This is a genomic window from Stenotrophomonas sp. YAU14A_MKIMI4_1, assembly GCF_003086855.1.
GTDB lineage: Bacteria > Pseudomonadota > Gammaproteobacteria > Xanthomonadales > Xanthomonadaceae > Stenotrophomonas.
Map to the genome: position 1 here is coordinate 3,960,146 of NZ_CP025998.1, position 21,374 is coordinate 3,981,519.

General features: G+C 67.0%; 18 protein-coding genes and 2 riboswitches. Of the genes, 7 read left to right on the forward strand and 11 right to left on the reverse strand.

The window, feature by feature from the left end:
- Nucleotides 1-269: 269 nt before the first annotated feature.
- Complete coding sequence (locus tag C1931_RS17885) at nt 270-2,447, forward strand: primosomal protein N' (protein ID WP_108757289.1); 2,178 nt, start codon at nt 270-272, stop codon at nt 2,445-2,447.
- A 109-nt stretch (nt 2,448-2,556) separates the two neighbouring features.
- Here the strand turns inward: C1931_RS17885 and C1931_RS17890 are convergent, their stop codons facing one another.
- Both C1931_RS17890 and C1931_RS17895 read right to left on the reverse strand, forming a co-directional pair.
- Nucleotides 2,557-3,177, reverse strand: coding sequence for a glutathione S-transferase (locus C1931_RS17890; RefSeq protein WP_108757290.1), 621 nt, complete (start codon nt 3,175-3,177; stop codon nt 2,557-2,559).
- A gap of 80 nt (nt 3,178-3,257) precedes the next feature.
- The gene (locus C1931_RS17895; protein ID WP_108757291.1) at nt 3,258-4,037 is read right to left on the reverse strand and encodes an NYN domain-containing protein; all 780 of its coding nucleotides are present in this window, start codon (nt 4,035-4,037) and stop codon (nt 3,258-3,260) included.
- Nucleotides 4,038-4,149: 112 nt separating this feature from the next.
- On the opposite strand from C1931_RS17895, the gene C1931_RS17900 reads away from it, so the two are divergent.
- Nucleotides 4,150-5,427 (forward strand): NAD(P)/FAD-dependent oxidoreductase, encoded by a 1,278-nt coding sequence (locus tag C1931_RS17900; RefSeq protein WP_108754296.1) that lies wholly within the window; start codon nt 4,150-4,152, stop codon nt 5,425-5,427.
- Nucleotides 5,428-5,528: 101 nt separating this feature from the next.
- Here C1931_RS17900 and C1931_RS17905 read toward each other — a convergent pair whose 3' ends face one another.
- The 3 genes from C1931_RS17905 to C1931_RS17915 form a co-directional block, all read right to left on the reverse strand.
- Complete coding sequence (locus C1931_RS17905; RefSeq protein ID WP_108757292.1) at nt 5,529-5,960, reverse strand: nuclear transport factor 2 family protein; 432 nt, start codon at nt 5,958-5,960, stop codon at nt 5,529-5,531.
- 71 nt (nt 5,961-6,031) lie between these two features.
- Nucleotides 6,032-6,442: a hypothetical protein gene (locus C1931_RS17910; RefSeq protein WP_108757293.1), complete on the reverse strand. Its 411-nt coding sequence runs from the start codon at nt 6,440-6,442 to the stop codon at nt 6,032-6,034.
- A gap of 73 nt (nt 6,443-6,515) precedes the next feature.
- Nucleotides 6,516-6,782 (reverse strand): GIY-YIG nuclease family protein, encoded by a 267-nt coding sequence (locus C1931_RS17915; RefSeq protein ID WP_108757804.1) that lies wholly within the window; start codon nt 6,780-6,782, stop codon nt 6,516-6,518.
- Between the two features lie 41 nt (nt 6,783-6,823).
- A riboswitch (glycine riboswitch) is annotated at nt 6,824-6,913 on the forward strand.
- Between the two features lie 13 nt (nt 6,914-6,926).
- Nucleotides 6,927-7,030: riboswitch (glycine riboswitch) on the forward strand.
- 84 nt (nt 7,031-7,114) lie between these two features.
- Between C1931_RS17915 and C1931_RS17920 the strand changes: the two genes are divergently transcribed.
- The 4 genes from C1931_RS17920 to C1931_RS17935 all read left to right on the forward strand — a co-directional run bounded on the left by C1931_RS17920 (nt 7,115) and on the right by C1931_RS17935 (nt 15,452).
- Nucleotides 7,115-7,732, forward strand: a complete 618-nt coding sequence (locus C1931_RS17920; RefSeq protein WP_108757294.1) for a trimeric intracellular cation channel family protein — start codon at nt 7,115-7,117, stop codon at nt 7,730-7,732.
- Between the two features lie 333 nt (nt 7,733-8,065).
- Entirely contained in the window at nt 8,066-9,253 is a 1,188-nt protein-coding gene (locus C1931_RS17925) for an MdtA/MuxA family multidrug efflux RND transporter periplasmic adaptor subunit (protein WP_108757295.1), read from the forward strand.
- Nucleotides 9,250-12,396: a multidrug efflux RND transporter permease subunit gene (locus C1931_RS17930; protein WP_108757296.1), complete on the forward strand. Its 3,147-nt coding sequence runs from the start codon at nt 9,250-9,252 to the stop codon at nt 12,394-12,396. The genes C1931_RS17925 and C1931_RS17930 overlap by 4 nt, the downstream gene beginning before the upstream one ends.
- Nucleotides 12,393-15,452 carry an efflux RND transporter permease subunit gene (locus C1931_RS17935; RefSeq protein ID WP_108757297.1) on the forward strand — a complete coding sequence of 1,020 codons (3,060 nt, stop codon included), beginning with the start codon at nt 12,393-12,395 and terminating at the stop codon, nt 15,450-15,452. Before C1931_RS17930 ends, C1931_RS17935 begins: the two co-directional genes overlap by 4 nt.
- A gap of 58 nt (nt 15,453-15,510) precedes the next feature.
- Here C1931_RS17935 and C1931_RS17940 read toward each other — a convergent pair whose 3' ends face one another.
- The 4 genes from C1931_RS17940 to C1931_RS17960 form a co-directional block, all read right to left on the reverse strand.
- Nucleotides 15,511-16,047 (reverse strand): type II TA system antitoxin MqsA family protein, encoded by a 537-nt coding sequence (locus C1931_RS17940; RefSeq protein WP_159095516.1) that lies wholly within the window; start codon nt 16,045-16,047, stop codon nt 15,511-15,513.
- A 28-nt stretch (nt 16,048-16,075) separates the two neighbouring features.
- A complete protein-coding gene (locus tag C1931_RS20360) occupies nt 16,076-16,483 on the reverse strand; it encodes a hypothetical protein (protein WP_159095517.1) in 408 nt (135 codons plus the stop codon).
- Nucleotides 16,484-16,969: 486 nt separating this feature from the next.
- The gene (locus C1931_RS17955; protein ID WP_108757301.1) at nt 16,970-18,043 is read right to left on the reverse strand and encodes a 3-deoxy-7-phosphoheptulonate synthase; all 1,074 of its coding nucleotides are present in this window, start codon (nt 18,041-18,043) and stop codon (nt 16,970-16,972) included.
- Between the two features lie 259 nt (nt 18,044-18,302).
- On the reverse strand, nt 18,303-18,563 hold the full coding sequence (locus C1931_RS17960) for a hypothetical protein (RefSeq protein WP_108754304.1): 261 nt from the start codon (nt 18,561-18,563) through the stop codon (nt 18,303-18,305).
- A 360-nt stretch (nt 18,564-18,923) separates the two neighbouring features.
- Here C1931_RS17960 and C1931_RS17965 point away from each other — a divergent pair, with 360 nt between their 5' ends.
- Entirely contained in the window at nt 18,924-19,886 is a 963-nt protein-coding gene (locus tag C1931_RS17965; RefSeq protein ID WP_108756303.1) for a transposase, read from the forward strand.
- Nucleotides 19,887-19,990: 104 nt separating this feature from the next.
- Here C1931_RS17965 and C1931_RS17970 read toward each other — a convergent pair whose 3' ends face one another.
- Entirely contained in the window at nt 19,991-20,734 is a 744-nt protein-coding gene (locus C1931_RS17970; RefSeq protein ID WP_108757302.1) for a DNA alkylation repair protein, read from the reverse strand.
- Nucleotides 20,731-21,231 carry a MarR family transcriptional regulator gene (locus tag C1931_RS17975; RefSeq protein WP_108757303.1) on the reverse strand — a complete coding sequence of 167 codons (501 nt, stop codon included), beginning with the start codon at nt 21,229-21,231 and terminating at the stop codon, nt 20,731-20,733. Before C1931_RS17975 ends, C1931_RS17970 begins: the two co-directional genes overlap by 4 nt.
- Nucleotides 21,232-21,374: the final 143 nt, after the last annotated feature.

Consider the following 21,374-nt stretch of genomic DNA (forward strand, 5'->3'; position numbering starts at 1 on the left):
GTGTTTCAGCAATGTTTCACATCGATGTTGTTGATATTCAAGAACTTTTTTATGTGGCTATTTTTTGACCAACGCAACCGTGAGGCCGTCGCCATCGGCTTCGCGGGTGTTCGCCGACGGGTAACGCACAAACTTATCCACAGAAGATGTGGATAAGACTGAATCTCTAATAGCCGCCTGTATTTAGGTGACATTTATGAATGCCACGACGCGTTGCGGCCGGACAGCAACCTGCCATGCGGGCGCGCATGGGCCGTTAAACTGCGCCCATGCCCGCACTGATTCCGACCCTGCAGGTCGCGCTGCCCGTTCCCCTGCCCCGCCTGTTCGACTACCTGGCCCCCGACGGCCAGGCGCCGGCCGATGCGCTGGGCTGCCGGTTGAAGGTGCCCTTCGGCAACCGTGAACTGGTGGGCATGGTGGCCGGCCTGGGCCAGGCAGAGGACACGCAGGGGCTGCGCCAGGCCCTGGCCTGGGTGGACCCGCAACCCCTGCTGCAGGGCGAGCTGTGGCACAGCCTGCAATGGCTGGCCCGCTACACCCACGCGCCGTTGGGTGAAGTGGTCAGCACCGCCCTGCCCGGCCCGCTGCGGCACGGTGAGCCGCTGCCCGACACCCATCACTGGGGCTGGCAGCTGACCGACGGTGGCCGCACCCAGCGCGACAAACTCCGCGCCGGCAGCCGGCCGCGGCAACTGGCCGAACACCTGGCCGAGGCCGTGGTGGACGAAGACGTGCTGGGCGCCCGCATGCCCGATTGGCGCACGGCAGCCCGCAGCCTGGCCAAGCGCGGCCTGGCCGAGCGGGTGGCGTTGGCGGTGGCCCCGCGCCACGCGCACCCGTTGCCCGGACCGACATTGAACCCCGACCAGGCCGATGCCGTGGCCGCGATCACCGCAGCCGATGGCTTCCAGCCGTTCCTGCTGGATGGGGTGACCGGCAGCGGCAAAACCGAGGTCTACCTGCAGGCCATCATCCATTGCCTGGCGCAGGGCCGCCAGGCGCTGGTGCTGGTGCCGGAAATCGGCCTGACCCCGCAGACCCTGGCGCGCTTCCGTGGCCGCCTGGGCATTCCCGTGCATGCGCTGCATTCGGGGCTGAACGACAACGAGCGCGCACGCGTGTGGGCAGCAGCATCGCGCGGCGAAGCACGGGTGATCGTCGGCACCCGTTCGGCTGTGTTCACGCCGCTGCCGCAGGCCGGTCTGTTGATCGTGGACGAGGAGCACGACGGCAGCTACAAGCAGCAGGACGGCATCCGCTACCACGCCCGCGATTTCGCCCTGGTGCGGGCCAAGGCCCTGGGCATTCCCGTGCTGCTGGGCAGCGCCACACCGTCGCTGGAAACCCTGCACAACACCTACGCCGGCCGCTACGCGCACCTGCGCCTGAAGCAGCGTGCCGGCGATGCACGGCCACCGCGGGTGCGCATCCTGGATGTGCGCAAGCGGCCGCTGCGCGATGGCTTGAGCGACGAAGTGCTGGCCGGCATCGGCGAACACCTGCAGCGCGGCCAGCAGGTGCTGGTGTTCAAGAACCGCCGCGGCTACGCGCCGGTGCTGCTGTGCCACGACTGCGGCTGGACCGCACCGTGCCAACGCTGCGATGCGCCGATGACCGTGCATGGCGGCGGGCGCCGCCTGCAGTGCCATCACTGCGGTGCGCGTCAGCCGGCGCCGCTGGCCTGCCCGGCCTGTGCCAGCCTGGCCCTGCAGCCGCAGGGCATCGGTACCGAGCGACTGGAAGAACATCTGGTCAGCGCCTTCGCCGACTACCCCGTGGTGCGCATTGATCGCGGCACCACCTCACGCCGCGATGCGCTGGAACAGCAGCTGGCGAAACTGGGGGACCAGCCCGGCATCCTGGTCGGCACGCAGATCCTGGCCAAGGGCCACGACCTGCCCAAGCTGACCCTGGTGGTGGTGGTGGGTATCGACGAAGGGCTGTTCTCCGCCGATTTCCGCGCCAGCGAGAAGCTGGCCCAGCAGTTGATCCAGGTGGCCGGGCGCGCCGGCCGCGCGCGCGATCCCGGCGAGGTCTGGCTGCAGACCCATCACCCGGGGCACCCGCTGCTGGAAACCCTGGTGAACGGTGGCTACCACCCCTTCGCGCAGGCTGAACTGAACCAGCGCCAGGCCGCCGGCTTCCCGCCCTTCGCGCACCTGGCACTGATGCGTGCCGAAGCGCAGCAGGTCGAGCATGCCAACGCCTTCCTGCTGGCCGCGCGGCACCTGCTGGGCGAACAGAACGTGGTGGAAGCCTACGGGCCGATGCCGGCGCCGATGCCGCGCCGTGCCGGTTACCAGCGCACGCAGCTGCTGCTGTCGGCGCCGCAGCGGCCGCCCCTGCATGGGGTGCTGGCGCAGCTGGTGCCGCAGCTGTACGCGCTGCCGGAAGCACGCAAGGTGCGCTGGTCGCTGGATGTGGACCCGACGGATCTGTATTGAAGGTTGCGGGGTGGCCTCCGCCGGGCATGGCCCGGCGCTACCGTGGTGGCCGCCGGTGTGGGGTCGGATCCCACCCGTCAGGTGGGATCCGACCCCGGGCAACGCGCGCTCAGGTCAGCGGCGACATCACGCCGCGCTGGTACGCCGGGCGCTCGCGCAGTCGCGCGTACCACTGCGCCACGTGCGGCAGGTCCGGGCGCTGGATCGGCAGTTCGTACCAGGCGTAGACCAGCGATCCCAACGGGATGTCGCCCATCGCGAAGCGGTCGCCGGACAGCCACGGCTGCTTGGCCAGGGTGGCATCGGCCATGGCCAGGTATTCGCCGGCACGCACGATGGCCGCGTTGATGCGCGCTTCGTCGCGGTCGGCCGGGGCGGTGCGCATGATGCCCCAGATCAGTTCGGAGTACAGCGGCGCCATGCGCGAGGTGCTCCAGTCCATCCACTTCTCGGCCTGGGCACGTTCCATCGCATCTTCGGCATACAGCGTGCCCAGCGCGTAGCGCGCGCTCAGGTAGCGCACGATGGTGTTCGATTCCCACAGCGGCAGGCCGTGGTCTTCGATCACCGGCACCAGGCTGTTGGGGTTCATCGCCAGGTATTCGGCCGACTGCGTACCGCCGTGGCTGCCGCCCACTTCGATGGATTCATACGGCAGCCCGATTTCCTCGGCACACCACAGCACCTTGCGGACGTTGCTGGAATTGCGGCGGCCCCAGATCTTCAACATGCGTTTGTTCCTTGCCTGCAGCGGTGCGCCACGCTGGCGCGGAGCCGCTACGATACGCCGATCAAACGCACCGTGCTGCGCTACCGGTTCTTCTTCGGCAACGCGCGCACATAGGACGATTTTCCGTCCTTCTTCAGCTCGAACAGACCGATCGCCGCCAGCAGATCGCTGAGCTTTCCATAGCCATAGTTGCGTGGGTCGAACGAAGCCTGGTTGCCGATCTGGCTGCCGACCGGCCCCAGGTGCGACCAGCCGTCTTCGCCTTCGGCCGACGACACCGCGCGGCGCAGCATTTTCACCAGGCGGGTATCACTGCGCATTTCCGCGCCGCTCTTGCGCGGGCGTGCTTCATCGCTGGCGGCCTGTTCGCTGGCGGCCCGTTCCACTTCGGGTGCGTCGGCATCGGGCACGCTGGCATGGGCCTGGCCCAGGGCTTCCAGATAGGTGAACTTGGAACAGGCGTTGACGAACGGCTCGGGCGTCTTCTTTTCGCCAAAGCCATAGACCTTCACCCCGTCGGTCAGCAGGCGCATGACCATGGGCGTGAAGTCGGCATCACTGGACACGATGGCGAAGCCGTCCAGGTTGCGCGCGTACAGCAGGTCCATGGCATCGATCACCATGGCCATGTCCGATGCATTCTTGCCCTTGCTGTAGGCGAACTGCTGGATGGGGCGGATGGCGTACTCGTGCAGCACCGCCTCCCAGCCCTTCAAGCGCGGGCTCTTCCAGTTGCCGTAGGCGCGGCGCACGTTGGCCACGCCATGGCGGGCCACTTCGGCCAGCACTTCATCAATCTTCGATGCCGGCGCGTTGTCGGCGTCGATCAGCAGGGCAATGCGCTTTTCCGGTTCGGACATGGGTTCCTCGGCGAAGGGGCTGCGGCCTGAACCGAGTATCGCCGATCCCGTTGGGCGGGCATGTGACGTGCGATGATGCCGGACGACATCCATCCCCCTCCGGAGTACGTCGATGAGCCGCGAACCAGTCCCCCACCTGGTCATCATCGGCGGCGGTTTCGCGGGCCTCTGGGCCACCCGTGCCCTGGCACGCGAACGGATCAGGATCACCCTGGTCGACCGCCGCAACCACCACCTGTTCCAACCCCTGCTGTACCAGGTCGCCACTGCGGGCCTGTCCGCACCCGATATCGCCGCGCCGCTGCGGCATATCCTGGGCCACCAGCGCAACGTGGAAGTGCGCCTGGGCGAAGTGGTGGGCATTGAAAAACAGGCCCGCCAGATCACCCTGGCCGACGGCAGCACGCTGGGCTATGACAGCCTGCTGCTGGCCACCGGCGCCACCCATGCCTACTTCGGCAACGACCAGTGGGCCGCCGATGCGCCAGGCCTGAAAACCCTGGACGATGCAATCGCCCTGCGCCGCAAGCTGCTGCTGGCGTTCGAGCGTGCCGAAGCCGAGCCAGACCCGGAGAAAAAAGCCGCCTGGCTGAGCTTCGCCGTGGTGGGTGGTGGCCCCACCGGTGTGGAACTGGCCGGTACGCTGGCCGAGATCGCCCGCCACACCCTGCGCAACGAGTTCCGCCATATCGATCCGGCCAGCGCCAAGGTGCGACTGGTGGAAGCCGGCCCGCGCGTGCTGTCCTCGTTCCCGGAAGTGCTTTCGCTGAAGGCACGCCGGCAGCTGGAAAAGCTGGGCGTGGAAGTGCTGACCGGCACCCCGGTCAGTGATATCGACAGCCAGGGGTTCAAGCTGGGCGACCAGTTCGTGCCCGCGCGCACGGTGGTGTGGGCGGCCGGCGTGGCCGCCTCACCGCTGGCAAAGACCCTGGACGTGCCGCTGGATCGCGCCGGCCGGGTGCAGGTGCAACCGGACCTGACCCTGCCCGGCCACCCCGAACTGTTCGTGGCCGGCGATCTGGCTGCGGTCAGCCAGGCCGATGGCCGCCCCGTGCCTGGCGTGGCACCGGCCGCCAAGCAGATGGGCAAGCACGTGGCCGAAACCATCCGCGCGCGCCTGCACGGCAAGACCGAACCCGGGGCATTCAAGTACGCCGACTACGGCAACCTGGCCACCATCGGCCGCATGGCCGCGATCGTGCACCTGGGCAAGCTGCAGCTGTCAGGCATCCTGGCCTGGTGGTTCTGGCTGGCCGCGCACGTGTTCTTCCTGATCGGCTTCCGCAACCGCATCGTGGTGCTGTTGAACTGGGCCGTGGCGTACTGGAGCTACCAGCGCAGCGCGCGCATCATCTTCGGTGATGACCAGGACGACCGGCGCCCGAAATAACGGGCGGGAAAACGGGGTCGGATCCCTTGCACTAGATCCACGCCATGCGTGGATGAATGACCGTGCGGGCCGCCTTGGGAACATCCACGCATGGCGTGGATCTACTCTGCCTTCGGCTTGGGGTACCACAGCGCGTTGACGATAACCCAGCGCTGGTCGAAACGGCCCATGTGGAAGTAGTCCACGAACCACGGCGTTTCCAACCGCACCGAGGCGGCGTTGCCGGTCACATCCAGCACCGTGCAGCGACGGTCCCATTGATCCTTTGGGGTCTTCAGTGCGCCCTGCCGGGTCAGTGCAACCAGTTCTTCCTTCGACATGCGGCGCAGGCCCAGGCGTTCGTCGGGCGTATCACCCAGCACGGCGCGCTTGGCCAGGTCCGGATGCAGCGCGCGGGCGACACGCTGCGGGTCGCCCTCCAGTTGGCCATCGACGTAGTCATGGCAGGTCGCTTCGATGGCCGCCAGGGTGGAGGGGTCGGCGGTGGGGCTGGTGGCTGCAGCGACAGCGAACAACAGGGCAACGGTGGACATGGGTGTCTCCAGCGCTGGGCGTGTGGCGATGGTGGCATGGCTGGGGGATCCCATCCACGCATGGCGTGGATCTACGGCATCAGACCCATTTCATCGGAACCCAGTTGCAGGTACATGAAGGCCGCCGCTGCGTCCGGCATCGGCTGTCCCTGCGGGAACGTATCGAGCCATGCGGTAATGCGCGCATGACGGCCCTTCAGCGCGTCGCCCAGCGCTTTCTTCTCGGCTGCCGTTGCCCGTTGCTGCATCTCGTCGCGCAGCTCGTCATCGGCGATGCCCCACTTCTCGGCCAGCGGGATCAGATCGACCAGATCGGGGGGCACCTGATCGCGGCGCATGCCAATGACTTCAGGTGTGGTCGGGCCGCGCTGCGCGGTCAGTTCGGCGGCGGTGCCGATCTGTCCGTGCTGCAGCGACGGCGGGGTCTGGGCGCCTGCCGGCAGAGCGGTGCAGAGGGACATCAGCAACCAGCGGTGTTTCATCGGACCGTCCCTGTGTCGATGGGTGTGGCGATGATGGCATGCCACGGGGTACCCATCCACGCATGGCGTGGATCTACGGGATCGCGGCCTGCAGCCAGGCCAGCTTGCGTTCGCGCGGTTGCTGCTTGAGCTGCCATTCGGCGCGCGAGGCGGCCGCGCGGTCGGGGTACTCGCGCACGGCCAGGATCTGCAGCGGCGGACGCGCCCGGGTATAGCGCGCGCCCTTGCCGGCCTGGTGGGCGGCGAAACGGGCGGCCACGTCGGTGCTGATGCCGGCGTAGTAACTGCCGTCGCGGCATTCAAGCAGGTACAGGAACCACGGGCGGGGGGACGGGGCCATGCCGCCGATTATGCCGTGCTGCACTGCAGCGGATATACTGGCGCCCGAATGCAGGAGAGAGGCGCCGCGCTGGCGCCCGCCGAAGGCGCAGGCTCCCATGATCGCTCAGGCCGGTGGGCTGGAATCCCACCAACCATGCATTCGACACGCCGAGCTGGAGAGAGGTCGCCGGGCACGCCCGCCGCGATCCGCCGAAGGGGCACGCGGTTCATCCCGCTGAACTCTCAGGCAAAAGGACAGCGGGAGCGGCACCGGTCATCGTCATTCCGTCATTGCGCAGGCAGTGGCGGTATACGCGCATGGCCGGCCCCACCGCGCCCGGAGCCTGACCCATGCTGCTGTCCGTCATCTACCTGATCGCCATTTCCGCCGAAGCCATGACCGGCGCCCTGTCTGCGGGCCGCCGCCGCATGGATCTGTTCGGCGTGGTCATGATTGCCTGTGTGACCGCCCTCGGCGGTGGTTCGCTGCGCGACATCCTGCTGGGCCATTACCCGCTGGGCTGGGTGAAGCATCCGGAGTACCTGGCCTTCACCGTCTGTGCGGCGCTGATCGCCACCTGGGTGGCGCGCTGGATGCACCACTTCCGCCGCACCTTCCTGGTGCTCGATGGCCTGGGCCTGATCGCTTTCACCCTGATTGGTTGCTCGATCGCGCGCGAGGCCGGCCACGCGATGCCGATCGTGCTGATTGCCGGCATGCTGACCGGCGCCTTCGGTGGCGTGCTGCGCGACATCCTCTGCAACGAAGTGCCGCTGATCTTCCAGAAAGAGCTGTACGCGATCATCTCGCTGCTGACCGGTGCGGTGTATCTGCTGTTGCTGCATTGGGGCGTGGCCGATGCCACAGCGATCCTGTGCTGCCTGGGCGGTGGCTTCGCGCTGCGCCTGCTGGCGATCCATTACCGCTGGGAAATGCCCAAATTCGTGTACCACGACGAAGTGCATTGAGCAGTGCGTAGAGTCGAGCTTGCTCGACTGCCGTGCTTCGTAGAGTCGAGCTTGCTCGACTGCTCCCGGCAAAAGCAGTCGAGCAAGCTCGACTCTACGAATCCAGGCCCCGCCAAGCAGCCCCGCACGCCCCACGCCGCAGCGCCATGACCTTGGTCATGCGGCAATCGGCAGGCTGATTGGCTACCATGGGCGCCCCGTCGCACGCGCGACGGCATCCAGCCACGCCGCGCTGCGGCCCCGCCAGACAACTCCCCTCCCCCGCTGCCCGCGGCGCACGATGCGCGAGCGGGCGTACATGTCCCTGCGCGTGCGCAGGGCGCAGGATGCCCCATGTCCGCTGTCGAGTCGCCCCGTAGCACCCCGCCCCGTTTCCGTCGCGCGTGGCTGATCGCCGCCGTGCTCGTGGCCGCCGCCGCGCTGGCCTGGTGGGCCTGGCCGCGGGCCGATGCAAGCGCAGCCGCCAGCAGCCCCGGCAAGACGGTACCGGTGCGCGTGGCCCGGGCCAGCGCCGAGCCGCTGGTACTGCGCCTGAAAGCAGTGGGCACGGTCACTCCGCTGCACAGCGTGGTGGTGCGCAGCCGCGTGGACGGCGAGCTGATGCGCCTGCACTTCCAGGAAGGCCAGCAGGTGAAGGCCGGCGATCTGCTGGCGCAGATCGACCCGCGCCCGTACGAAGTGAAGCTGGCGCAGGCACAGGGCACCCAGCAGCAGAACCTGGCGGAGCTGGAAAACGCCGAACGCCAGTTGCAGCGCTACCGCGAACTGCAGCGCCAGCACTTCGTGTCAGCACAGGAACTGAGCGACCAGCAGAGCAAGGTGCGCCAGCTGCAGGGCCGTCGCATCAGCGACCAGGCCGCCGTGGACGAAGCGCGCCTGCAGCTGCAGTACACCCGCATCATCGCGCCGGTAAGCGGCCGCGTGGGCCTGCGCCGTCTGGACGTGGGCAACCTGGTGCAGGCCAGCGATGCCGAAGGCCTGGTCACCCTGGCCCAGACCGCGCCGATCAGCGTGCTGTTCACCGTGCCCGAACCGGAACTGCCGACGCTGCTGGATGCGGTACAGGCACAGCCGGCGCTGGCCGTGGAAGCCTGGGACCGCGAAGAACGCACGCAGCTGGCGCACGGCGCGCTGTCCAGCGTGGACAACCGCATCGACACCGCCACCGGCACGTTGAAGCTGCGCGCGCAGTTCGACAACGCAGACCAGGGGCTGTTCCCGAACCAGTTCGTCAATGTGCGGCTGCAACTGGGCGAGCACCCTGCCCTGCTGATTCCCGATGCCGCTGTGCAGTTCGGCAGCCAGGGCAACTACGTGCACATCGTCGACAAGGACAACAAGGCGCAACGCCGCACCGTGGTGCTGGGCCCGGCCGATGATGGCCGCGTAGCCGTGCGCTCGGGGCTGCAGGCCGGCGACCAGGTGGTGATCGAAGGCATCGATGGCCTGGAAGATGGCACCGCCGTGGAGATCGTGGCCGAACCCGCCGCGCAGGCGAAGGCGGCCAAGGCCGGCGCATGAACCTGTCGCGCCCCTTCATCCTGCGCCCGGTCGCCACCGCGCTGCTGATGGTGGCCCTGCTGCTGTCCGGCGTGCTGGCCTATCGGCTGCTGCCGGTGGCCGCGTTGCCGCAGGTGGACTACCCGATCATCCAGATCACCACGCTGTATCCGGGCGCCAGCCCGGAGCTGACCACGCGCACCATCACCGCGCCGCTGGAACGCCAGCTCGGGCAGATTCCCGGGCTGAAGCAGCTGTCGTCGACCAGCTCCGGTGGTGCTTCGGTCATCACCCTGCAGTTCGGCCTGGAGGTGTCGCTGGGGGTGGCCGAGCAGGACGTGCAGGCGGCCATCAACGCCGCCGGCAGCTTCCTGCCGGACGACCTGCCGGTGCCGCCGGTGTACCGCAAGGTGAACCCGGCTGACACGCCCATCATCACCCTGGCGGTGACCTCGCAGGGCCTGTCGCTGCCGCAGGTGCATGACCTGGTCGACACCCGCATCGCCCAGCGCCTGGCCCAGCTGCCCGGCGTGGGCCTGGTCAGCTTGGCCGGCGGTCAGCGGCCTGCGGTGCGCATCCAGGTCAATGCTGCCGCGCTGGCGGCCAATGGGCTGGGCATGGACCACATCCGCACGGCCATTGCGGCCGCCAATGTGAACCTGCCCAAGGGCAGCTTCGACGGCCCGATCCGTGCGGTGATGCTCGATGCCAACGACCAGATGCGCAGCGCGGACGAGTACCGTGCGCTGGTACTGGCCTGGCGCGAAGGCGCACCGCTGCGCCTGGGCGACGTGGCCACCATCACCGACGGCGCCGAGAACCGGCAGCTGGCCGCGTGGAGTGGTACCGAACCCGCCGTGCTGGTGAACCTGCAGCGCCAGCCCGGCGCCAATGTGATCGCCGTGGTGGAACAGGTTCGCGCGATGCTGCCGCAGTTGCAGGCCACCTTGCCCGCCGGTGTGCAGATGAAGGTGCTGAGCGACCGCACCGAATCGATCCGCGCCTCGGTACGCGGCGTGCAGAAGGAACTGGTGCTGGCCATCGGCCTGGTGGTGCTGGTCACCTGGGTGTTCCTGCGCAACGGCCCGGCCACGCTCATTCCCAGCGTAGCGGTGCCACTGTCGCTGGTCGGCACCTTCGCGGTGATGCTGCTGGCCGGCTACTCGCTCAACAACCTGACCCTGATGGCGCTGACCATCGCCACCGGCTTCGTGGTGGACGATGCCATCGTGATGCTGGAAAACATCGCCCGCCACCTGGAAGAAGGCGAAAGCCCGCAGGAAGCCGCGCTGAAGGGCGCCGCCGAGATCGGCTTCACCCTGGTGTCACTGACCGTGTCGCTGATCGCAGTACTGATCCCACTGCTGTTCATGGCCGACCTGGTGGGCGCGCTGTTTCATGAGTTCGCGGTGACGCTGGCGGTGGCCATCGGCATTTCGCTGCTGGTGTCGCTGACGCTGACGCCGATGCTGTGCGCGCGGTTCCTGAAGCCGCATGCGAAGGGGTCAGAGCCCCACGGGGATCTGACCCCGGTGGCCGAGGGGTCGGATCCCCGTGGGGCTCCGACCCCATCCCCGCCGAAGCGCGATGTGTTCGACCGCATCATCGCCATCTACGACCGCCAACTGCACTGGGTGCTGCAGCGCCAGCCGCTGATGCTGCTGGCCACCGTGGCCACGCTGGCGCTGACCGTGGCGCTGTACTTCGCCGTGCCCAAGGGCTTCTTCCCGGTGCAGGACGCCGGTCTGGTGCAGGGCATCAGCGAAGCGCCGCAGGCGATCTCGTTCCAGGCCATGCGCGAGCGGCAACTGGCGCTGGCCGAGGCCATCGAGGCCGACCCGGCGGTGGCCAGCCTGTCTTCGTACATCGGCGTGGACGGCAACAATGCCACGCTCAACACCGGCCGCCTGCTGATCGAACTGAAGCCGCACGGCGACCGCGATGCCGCCGACGTGGTGATGGCGCGCCTGCAGCAGCGTGTGGCGAAGATTCCCGGCATCACCCTGTACCTGCAACCGGTGCAGGAGCTGGGCATCGAAGACCGCATCAGCCGCACCCAGTACCAGTTCACCCTGACCACGCCGGAACAGCAGACGCTGGAAACCTGGACGCCGCGACTGCTGCAGGCCCTGCGCCAACAGCCGGCGCTGCGCGATGTGGCCAGCGACCTGCAGATGCAGGGCCGGCAGGCACGGGTGAACATCGACCGCGATGCCGCCGCACGCCTGGGCGTGAGCGTGGAAGCGGTGGCCGATGCGCTGTACGACGCCTACGGGCAGCGGCAGATCTCCACCATCTTCACCCAGGCCAGCCAGTACCGCGTGGTGCTGGAAGCCGATCCGGCACGACAGCCCGGCCCCGAGGCGATCAGCGGCCTGCGCGTGCGCAACAGCGCCGGCCAGACCGTACCGCTGGGCGCGGTGGCGCGGGTGGAACTGGGGCCCGCCGCCCTGCTGCGCAACCACGTCGGCCAGTTCCCGGCGGCCACGCTGTCGTTCAACCTGGCGCCGGGCGCCTCGCTGGGCGAAGGCGTTGCCGCGGTGCAGGCAGCGCGTGCGGCCATCGCGCTGCCGGCCAGCATCGAACTGCGCCTGCAGGGTGCGGCCGCGGCGTTCAGCAGTTCACTGTCGTCCACGCTGTGGCTGATCCTGGCTGCGGTGGTGGTGATGTACATCGTGCTGGGCGTGCTCTACGAGAGCTTCGTGCACCCGATCACCATCCTGTCCACCCTGCCCTCGGCCACGGTCGGAGCGTTGGCCGCGCTGTGGGTGAGCGGGCGCAGCCTGGACCTGATCGCCATCATCGGCATCGTGCTGCTGATCGGCCTGGTGAAGAAGAACGCGATCATGATGATCGACTTCGCACTGGACGCGCAGCGCACGCGCGGCATGACCCCGCGCGAGGCAATCCACCAGGCCGCGCTGCTGCGCTTCCGCCCGATCCTGATGACCACGCTGGCCGCCTTGTTCGGTGCGGTACCGCTGATGCTGGCCACCGGTTCGGGCGCGGAACTGCGGCAGCCGCTGGGGTGGGTGATGGTGGGCGGCCTGCTGGTCAGCCAGGTGCTGACCCTGTTCACTACGCCGGTGATCTACCTGGCCTTCGACCGCCTGCAGCGCGGTCGCTCGGCGGCCGCCGCCGGCGCTGCCGAGGCGCGCGCATGAGCCCCATCGCGCGCCTGGCCCAGGCCTGCGTGCAACGACCGGTGGCCACGATCCTGCTGGCCGTGGCACTGGTACTGGCCGGCCTGCTGGCACTACGCCTGCTGCCGGTGGCGCCGCTGCCGCAGGTGGATTACCCGGCCATTGAAGTGAGCGCCAGCCTGCCCGGCGCCTCGCCCGAATCGATGGCCGCCACCGTGGCCACGCCACTGGAACGTGCGCTGGGCAGCCTGCCCGGCATCTCGCGCATCGATTCGGCCAGCACCCAGGGGCAGACCTCGGTGGAGCTGAAGTTCGTACTCGGCCGCGATATCGACGAAGCCGCGCGCGAGGTGCAGGCGGCGATCAATCTGGCGCGCGGGCAGTTGCCCAGTGGCATGCCGGGCATGCCGCAGTACCGCAAGGTGAATCCCTCGCAGGCGCCGATCCTGGCGCTGGCGCTGACCTCGGACACGCTGCCGCCGGGCCAGCTCTACGACCTGGCCTCCACCGTGCTGGCGCAGAAACTGTCCCAGGTACCGGGCGTGGGCGAAGTGCAGGTGGGCGGCAGCGCGTTGCCCGCGGTGCGCGTATCGCTGGACCCGAACGCACTGAACCATGCCGGCCTGGCGCTGGAGGACGTGGCCCAGGCCATCGCCCGTGCCAATGCCGTGCGCCCGCTGGGCGCGGTGGGCGATGACCGCCAGCAGTGGCAGCTGGAAGCGCCGCTGCAGCTGCGCCAGGCCGCGCAGTACCAGCAACTGGCGCTGAAGGTCAGCGATGACCGCACGCTGCGGCTGGGCGATGTGGCGGTGGTTGCCGATGGGGTGGAAGACCGCTACGCCAGCGGTTTCCACAATGAACGCCCGGCCGTGCTGCTGATCGTCAGTCGCCAGCCCGGCGCCAACATCATCGCCACCGTCGATGCCATCCAGGCGCAGCTGCCGCAGCTGCATGCACTGCTGCCCAGCCACGTGGACATGCGCCTGGTGATGGACCGCTCGCCGGTGATCCGTGCCACCCTGCACGAAGCCGAGCTGACCCTGGTGCTGGCCATCGTGCTGGTGGTGCTGGTGGTGCTGGCCTTCCTGGGCCACTGGCGTGCCGCGCTGGTGCCCAGCGTGGCCATTCCGGTGGTGCTGTTCGGCACGCTGGCGCTGATCGCGCTGATGGGATTCTCGCTCAACACGCTTTCGTTGATGGCGCTGATCGTGGCCGCGGTGCTGGTGGTGGACGATGCCATCGTGGTGCTGGAAAACATCGCCCGCCACCGCGAGCTGGGCGCCGACCGCTGGCAGGCCGCCGTGCGCGGCGCCTCGGAAGTGGGTGCCACCCTGCTGTCGATGAACCTGGCGCTGGCCGTGGTATTCGTCTCCATCCTGTTCCTGGATGACTTCGTGGAACGGCTGTTCCGCGAATTCTCGCTCACCCTGGTGGCGGCAATGGGCGTGTCGGTGGTGGTGGCCCTGAGCCTGGTGCCGATGCTGTGCGCGCGCCTGTTCGTGGACGATGCGCAGCACACCTCGCGCTGGCAGCGTGGCAGCAATGCGCTGTTTGAACGCGTGCGCACGGCCTACCTGCGCACCCTGCAGGCCAGCCTGCGGCAGCTGCGCTGGCCCTTGCTGGCCTTCGTGGCGGTCATCGCGCTCAACGCGTGGCTGTTCCAGCAGGTGCCCAAGGGCGTGGTGCCCAAGCAGGACACCGCACAGCTGCGTGGCTTCGCGCGCGGCGATGACGGCCTCTCGTTCCAGGCCATGCAGCCGAAGATCGATGCCTACCGCACGCTGCTGCTGTCCGACCCGGCCATCGAGGACATCATCGGCTACATCGGTGGCAGCAACGGGGTCAACAACGCCTTCATCATGATCAAGATGAAGCCGCTGGCCGAGCGCAAGGTGTCCAGCCAGGAAGTGATCGACCGCCTGCGTGCGCGCCTGCCGCAGCTTCCCGGCGGCAACCTGTACCTGTGGGTAGACCAGGACATCCGCCTGGAAGGCGGTGGCAGCAGCGGCCAGTACGAATTCCAGCTGCTGTCGGCCGACATGGCGCCGCTGCGCGAGTGGGCACCGAAGGTAGCCGCAGCACTGCGCGCCCTGCCCGAGCTGGTGGACGTGGAAGCGCAGGGCGAAGCCGGCATGCGCCAGGTGGTGCTGGATATCGACCGCGAAGCGGCCGCACGCCACGGCGTGGACCTGCGCACCGTGGCCAACATGCTCAACAACTCTTTCAGCCAGCGCCAGGTCGCCACCCTGTATGACAGCCTGAACCAGTACCGGGTGGTGATGGAACTGGACCCGAAGCACACCCAGGACCCGGGCACGCTGGCGCGCCTGCAGGTGATCGACGGCAACGGCCAGCGCATTCCGTTGTCCAGCATTGCCAGCTGGCGTTATGGCATGGCGCCGGACCGCATCTACCACAGCGAACAGTTCGCCTCGATCTGGATCGAATTCGCGCTGGCACCGGGGGTTGGCCTGGAACAGGCCACGCAGGCCATCAACACGGCCATGGCGCAGTTGATGCTGCCGCGTTCGGTGCAGGCCAAGCTGTCCGGCGAAGCGGGCGGCCTGGATAGCCTGCGTTCGCGCCAGTTGTGGCTGGTGCTGGGTGCCACGCTGGCGGTCTACCTGGTGCTGGGCGTGCTGTACGAGAGTTTCCTGCAACCGCTGGTGATCCTGTCCACGCTGCCATCGGCAGGTATCGGTGCGCTGATGGCGCTGTGGCTGTTCGGCAACGAACTGAACCTGATCGCCTTGCTCGGGTTGTTCCTGCTGGTCGGCGTGGTGATGAAGAACACGATCCTGCTGGTGGACTTCGCGCTTGCAGGCGAGCGGCGCGGGCTGAGCGCGCAGGATGCGGTGATGGAGGCGGCACGGCTGCGCCTGCGACCGATCCTGATGACCTCGCTGGCGGCACTGCTGGGGACGCTGCCGCTGATGCTGGCCAATGGCGAGGGCTGGGAACTGCGGCAGCCGCTGGGCATCGCGATTGTGGGCGGGTTGCTGGTCAGCCAGTGGCTGACGCTGTACACGACACCGGCGATGTACCTGGCGTTGGCGAGGATTCGCAGCGGGCGGTGAAGGCGGTCGGGTGAATCATCCACGCATGGCGTGGATCTACTGCGGCATCGTCGGTGGATCAACGCCCTGCGTGGATCGAAGCACCTTGCGCCCCTGGCGCACCACGACGGCTTCGCACCACACGCCGCGCGGGCTTGCCTGCGGTTTCGCACGGTGGGTCCAGCAGCGGCACCACCGTGCCCGTGCGCTCGGCCAGCCAGCGCACGACCTCAGGTTTCTCGATGGCAAGCCAGAGCAGCATCGTCGTGGCGTCGTCAGGATAGGTGGTCTCGTTCTCGTAGCGGGAAAACGCGATTGCACCTTTTCCGAACAGCGAAGCGGCTGCACGTTGGGTCAAACCATAGCGGCGCCGGAATGCAAGTACGTCCTCGCCCAGCAACAAGCCCCGGTAGTGCTCGCGTCGTGCCTCAAGCCGTCTGAGATTCTCGACCTGCTGTGCTTCGCTGGTTGCCGTTGCGCCGCAGGATGGACATTCCATCACCAGCAATTCCACCACCACGGCATTGCCGCGCGGATTGAAATGCCGTTCGCGTGTGGATGCCCTCAACATTTCCTGCTGACACGCAGGGCACAGCCGGGACGTGGATGTGTTCATGGCATGATCCGATGGAACGTACAGCGATCTAGAGATGGCAACTGAGGAAGATGACTCGCAGACTTCCATTCTGGCCAACGGAAAACTTGAGGTAGTAGTTGATGTCGGAGTGGTTGAGCCGGCACTTGCGCACATCGTCGTAGCGGACGGCGTAGGCGTCACATGGATGCCAGGTACCCATTTGATCCCTGCACCACTCCGATCCCTTGTGGTCATGCGCCTGCACGCACATCAGGCAATCCAGGAGGTCAGCCAGCGTCCAGCGCAGGTTGTCCAGATCCCTTTGCGCCTTGTGGGTGGCGATCCAGACGTCATCAGGCTGCAAACCACCGGTGCGCACGCAGTTCTGCAAGGCATCCAGGTCGATCAGGGGCAGCCCATGCACGCCGATTGCCCGCCGACCCCGGCCGGAATCCTGAGGCTGCGGCAATTGCACGGGATCGACCCGCCAAAACACCGGCCTCAATTTATCACCATGATAAGTTTCGTCAAGCCCATGGCGGGTCCATCGCCCCTGTCGCCACGATGTGGCGACTTCTTCTGCGCACAACCCTGAGGCGTGGCAGGAACAGACGAAAGGCTGTTCGTGCCATACCTGACAGAACACAGACGGAGCCTGGGGTGCCGTGATTGCGGGTCGCGCTGGGCCAAGCACAGGAGAGGTTGCTGCCGTCACGAGCGTGGCCGGGATTTCATCCACGCATGGCGTGGATCTACTGGGGCCCGGCCGGCTGGGTAGAGTCGAGCTTGCTCGACTCTACAGAAGAGCGATATCACCACCCCGGCGATGTACCTGGCGCTGTCGCACTTACGCAGCGCCAGGCGCATCGCCGGTGCGGACGGGTCGGTCTCCAACTCCGACCGACCCTGATCGCGGCCGCACCCCCGCAGGCGCTGGCCGCCATCCACACACGTGCCGCATTCAAGCGGCTTCGGACACCTTCACTTCACGGCGGGCGCGCACGGCAGTGGCCAAGCGCTCCAGCACCTGCACGGTGGTGTCCCAATCAATGCAGCCATCGGTGATGCTCTGGCCGTAGACCAGCGGCTGGCCTTCCACCAGTTCCTGGCGGCCGCCGACCAGGTGGCTTTCCACCATCACCCCGACAATGCGCTGCTCGCCGTCTTCCAGCTGGGTGGCGATGTCTTCGATCACCTTCGGCTGGTTGTCCGGATTCTTCAGGCTGTTGGCGTGGCTGGCATCGATCATCAGACGGGTCGGCAGCTTGGCCTTGGCCAGCGCCTGGCAGGCCTCGCCCACGCTGGCCGCATCGTAGTTCGGCTGCTTGCCGCCACGCAGGATCACATGGCAATCCGGGTTGCCGGTGGTGGACACGATGGCCGTGCCGCCCTGCTTGGTGACCGACAGGAAGTGATGCGGGTTCGACGCCGCGCCCACCGCATCGGCCGCAATTTTCACATTGCCGTCGGTGCCGTTCTTGAAGCCCACCGGGCAGGACAGACCCGAGGCCAGTTCGCGGTGCACCTGGCTTTCGGTGGTGCGTGCGCCGATGGCGCCCCAGGCGACCAGATCGGCGATGTACTGCGGCGAGATCACATCGAGGAACTCGACGCCGGCCGGCAGGCCCAGCTTGTTGATGTCGCGCAGCAGGCCGCGGGCGATGCGCAGGCCCTTGTCGATCTTGAAGCTGCCATCCAGGTCCGGGTCGTTGATCAGGCCCTTCCAGCCCACCGTGGTGCGCGGCTTCTCGAAGTACACGCGCATGACGATTTCCAGTTCGCCGGCCAGCGCATCGCGCAGGGGCTTCAGGCGCTGGGCGTACTCGATGGCCGCGTGCGGATCGTGGATCGAGCACGGGCCGACCACAACGGCCAGGCGGTCGTCACGGCCGTGCAGGATCTGGTGCAGGGCCGCGCGCGAGGCGCTGACGGTGTCGGACGCTTCATCGTCGCAGGGCAGCATCGCCAGCAGCTGGGCAGGCGGTGTGAGCGGTTCGATGGTGCGGATACGCAGGTCGTCGGTGTGCGGGGGCATGGCGGGGGGTCTCTACGGAAGGTGGGGGTCCGCAGCGTGGCGACAAGAAAAAAGCCGCCAGGTTCGCTGGCGGCTTTCGGGAATGCGTCTGAAGGTTTCTTCAGGGTGAGCGCAGTCCTTCCTCCGCCGGGGGCTTCGGAAAGTAATACCAATAAAAGTTGGCGTGGGCTGCGTTCATGGGATGTATTGATAACACAGGGTTTTGGCGGGTGCCAACTGTTTCATTCGCAACTGGGGCTGCGGTTCAGCCGCGCTGGCACTACCGCTTGCCGTGTACTTCCAGGTCCAGCAGCAGGCCTTCGTGGATATCCACCCAGCGCTCCACCACGCGGTCCAGCTCCAACCGGGCTTCATCCAGTTGTTCCGGATTGAGCAGCGAGCGTGCCGTGTAGAGATCGGACACCAGACGCCGCAGGGTCGATTCCAGGATGGCCACCGACGGACCCTCCACGCCCGGCAACTGCAACGCCGGGCTGTCGCCAAGGGTTCCGTACAGCGTGACCTGGAGCTTGCTCTGCATGATCGACTTCCCTGCGGGTGGACATGGGCAATACCCATGTTTACCCGGAATCGATGACATGCGCATGTGCCGCGATGGTCCGGGCGGGGCTGGTAGAGTCGAGCTTGCTCGACTGAGACGTACAGCAGTCGAGCAAGCTTGTATGTTCCCGCCGGCTCCTACGAGGTATGTAGGAGCCAGGGTGGAGGGACCGTCAAGCAAGCATCTGCGGAGTCGAGCCGACAGACGAGTCGAGCGATCCCCATCCCGCACCTTAACGTCGATAAAGGATCTAGCGGCCTTTTGAGGACCGCCGATGTAGGCAAGCCAACGTGGTGCGGTACCACCCCAGCCCCTTAACAATAGCTGGGAGTTGCACAGATGTCAGATCATTCGGCCATCGGCATCGACGCCGATTCAAAGACTTTGGTGGTGGCGCGCCACGGCACCAAGGGCAGCGCCCGAATCGCCAATTCAGCCTCGGCCATCGGCAAGTGGCTGTCTAGCGTGCCTGCCAAGTCGCGTATCGGCGTTGAAGCGACCAATCGCCATCACGAGCTTGTGGTTCGGGCAGCCCAGAAGGCCGGCCACGCTGTCTTCCTGCTCAACCCGCGTGACATCAAGCACTACGCCAAGGGCGTGGCCTGCCGGGGCAAGACTGATTCCGGGGACGCGCAGGTCATCGCACGGTACATCGCCAGGGAGGCCGACAATCTGCACGAGCACATCGCCCGCTCGCCGGAGCAGGAACGGCTGCATGTGCTTCTGCAGCAGCGTGACAGCCTGGTCCGGAACAAGGCAACACTCCATCTTTCTCTGGGGACCGACGCGGCTGAGTCGGCCATCTTCGGGCCGATATTCAGTGGTCTGAAAGGGGCCATTGCGATGCTGGATCGAGAGATCCAACACCTCTGTCGCAGCGGCGAACAGCGCGATCTGTATCGGCGGATCATGACCATTCCGGGCGTGGGGCCGACGGTGGCAGCCTTTGTTACCCATCACCTCACCCGCTGGCCGTTGGCCAACTCAGACGCCTGGGTGGCCTGCACCGGCCTGGATCCACGCCCCAACGAATCCGGTGCCCGGATAGGCCGTCGCCGGTTGTCCAAACGAGGCAATGCCGGCCTGCGTCAGATCCTCTACATGGCGGCCATGGGCCTGACCCGATCCAAGGGGGGAAAACCCCTCTACGTAGCCATCCGCGACCGCGGACACAGCAGCACCGCCAGCTTCAACATCCTGGCCAGAAAGCTGGCCAGAATCGCGTGGGGCGTCTTCAAGAGCGGCCGGGATTTCGACCCGAGCATGCTGAAAGTGGGTGAAGCCTGCTTCCAGCAGACTTGACCACGAACATAGGATCTCGACTCTACGAACGGCAGGAGCAAGAGCAGTCGAGCAAGCTCGACTCTACGAAGAGCGGGAGCAACAGCAGTCGAGCAAGCTCGACGCTACGACTTCGTGAGGGAGCGTTGGGCGCGGGTGCGGATGTAGGCGTTGGCGGCACTGTCGTGCTCGCGCTGCCAGCGGTCGCACAGTTCGCGCAGCCAGTGCGGCTGGGTCTTGCCGGCGTCGTTCAGCCAGTTGCCTACTGAGTCCTGCACGTAGCGTTCGGGATCGTTGGCCAGTGCTTCCAGCAACGGCAGCGCGTGCTCTGGTTCCTGTTTGAAGACCGCGATATGCGTGGCCCACACCCCGCGTGGGCGCAGTGCTTCGCAGGCATAGCGGCGCAGGTAGGGCGAGGCTTCCCGGGTCCACGGCAACAACAGCTGCAGCGCCTGCAACGGGGCCGCGACCAGATCCGCACGCACCGCCAGCCATGCCCATTCGCGCACGCCAAAATGCGGGTCATCGGCCAGCGGGCGCATGGCCTGCAGCTTGTCGGGCAAGGTGAGCGTGTGATCACTGCCAATCAGGTAGCAGGCCCAGCCGCGCACGGTGTCCGAGCAATGCGACTGCCAGTGCGCGGCTGCGCCCTGCCCTGCGTCGCGCAGCAGCACTGCGGCCAGCGCCATGCGCTGGGTGATGCCCTTGCTGGCGGCATCGTGCATGCGCTGCAGCGCGTGTTCCGGAACAGCCGCAACGGCGCGCAGCAGTGCCGCGAAATCCACCGCGAGGCATTCGGCCAGGTGCGTACTGGCCGCGGCGCCGGCATCCAGCTCACGTTGCCGTGTGGGGTTTATCGCGGTGCTCATGGCAGGGACGTGCGGCCGCTGTCGGTGTGCTGCCAGACCTTGGCCAGCAACCGCGAAAGCTGCACCTGCTCCGCGCCATCCAGGCCATCGAACAGACCGCCTATCCATTGCGTGTGCTGGTTGAACAGGTCTTCGACCAGGCGCTTGCCGCGCGCGGTCAGCACGATCTGCAGGCGGCGCCCGTCTTCGGCGTCGTTGCGCCGCTGCAGCAGGCCCTCGCGCTGCAACCCGTCCAGCAGCCCACTGATGGTGGCGCGGCTGACTCCGGCGCGTTCGGCCAGTTCATGGGGCGGCAACGTGCCGCCGGCGCCGTGCAGCAGGAACAGCACGATGAAGCGTCCTTCGCTGAGCCCATGCGGGGCCAGTCGCGTGGCGCAGTCGCGGTCGATCGCGGCGGATACGGAGAGCAGCTGGAAGCACAGGCGCAGCTGGGCCAGGTTGGCGTGGCCGCGGCGGGTGGCTTCTTCTATCAGCGCGATGTGTTTGGCTTCCAGCACCGTTTTTATCCATAGGGTTAGGCGCCTAATGATATTTATGAAAGAACGGGTGATGCAATACCTGGCGGTAGAGTCGTGCTTGCTCGACTGAAGCAAAGAGCAGTCGAGCAAGCTCGACTCTACGAACGGCAGGAGCAAACAGC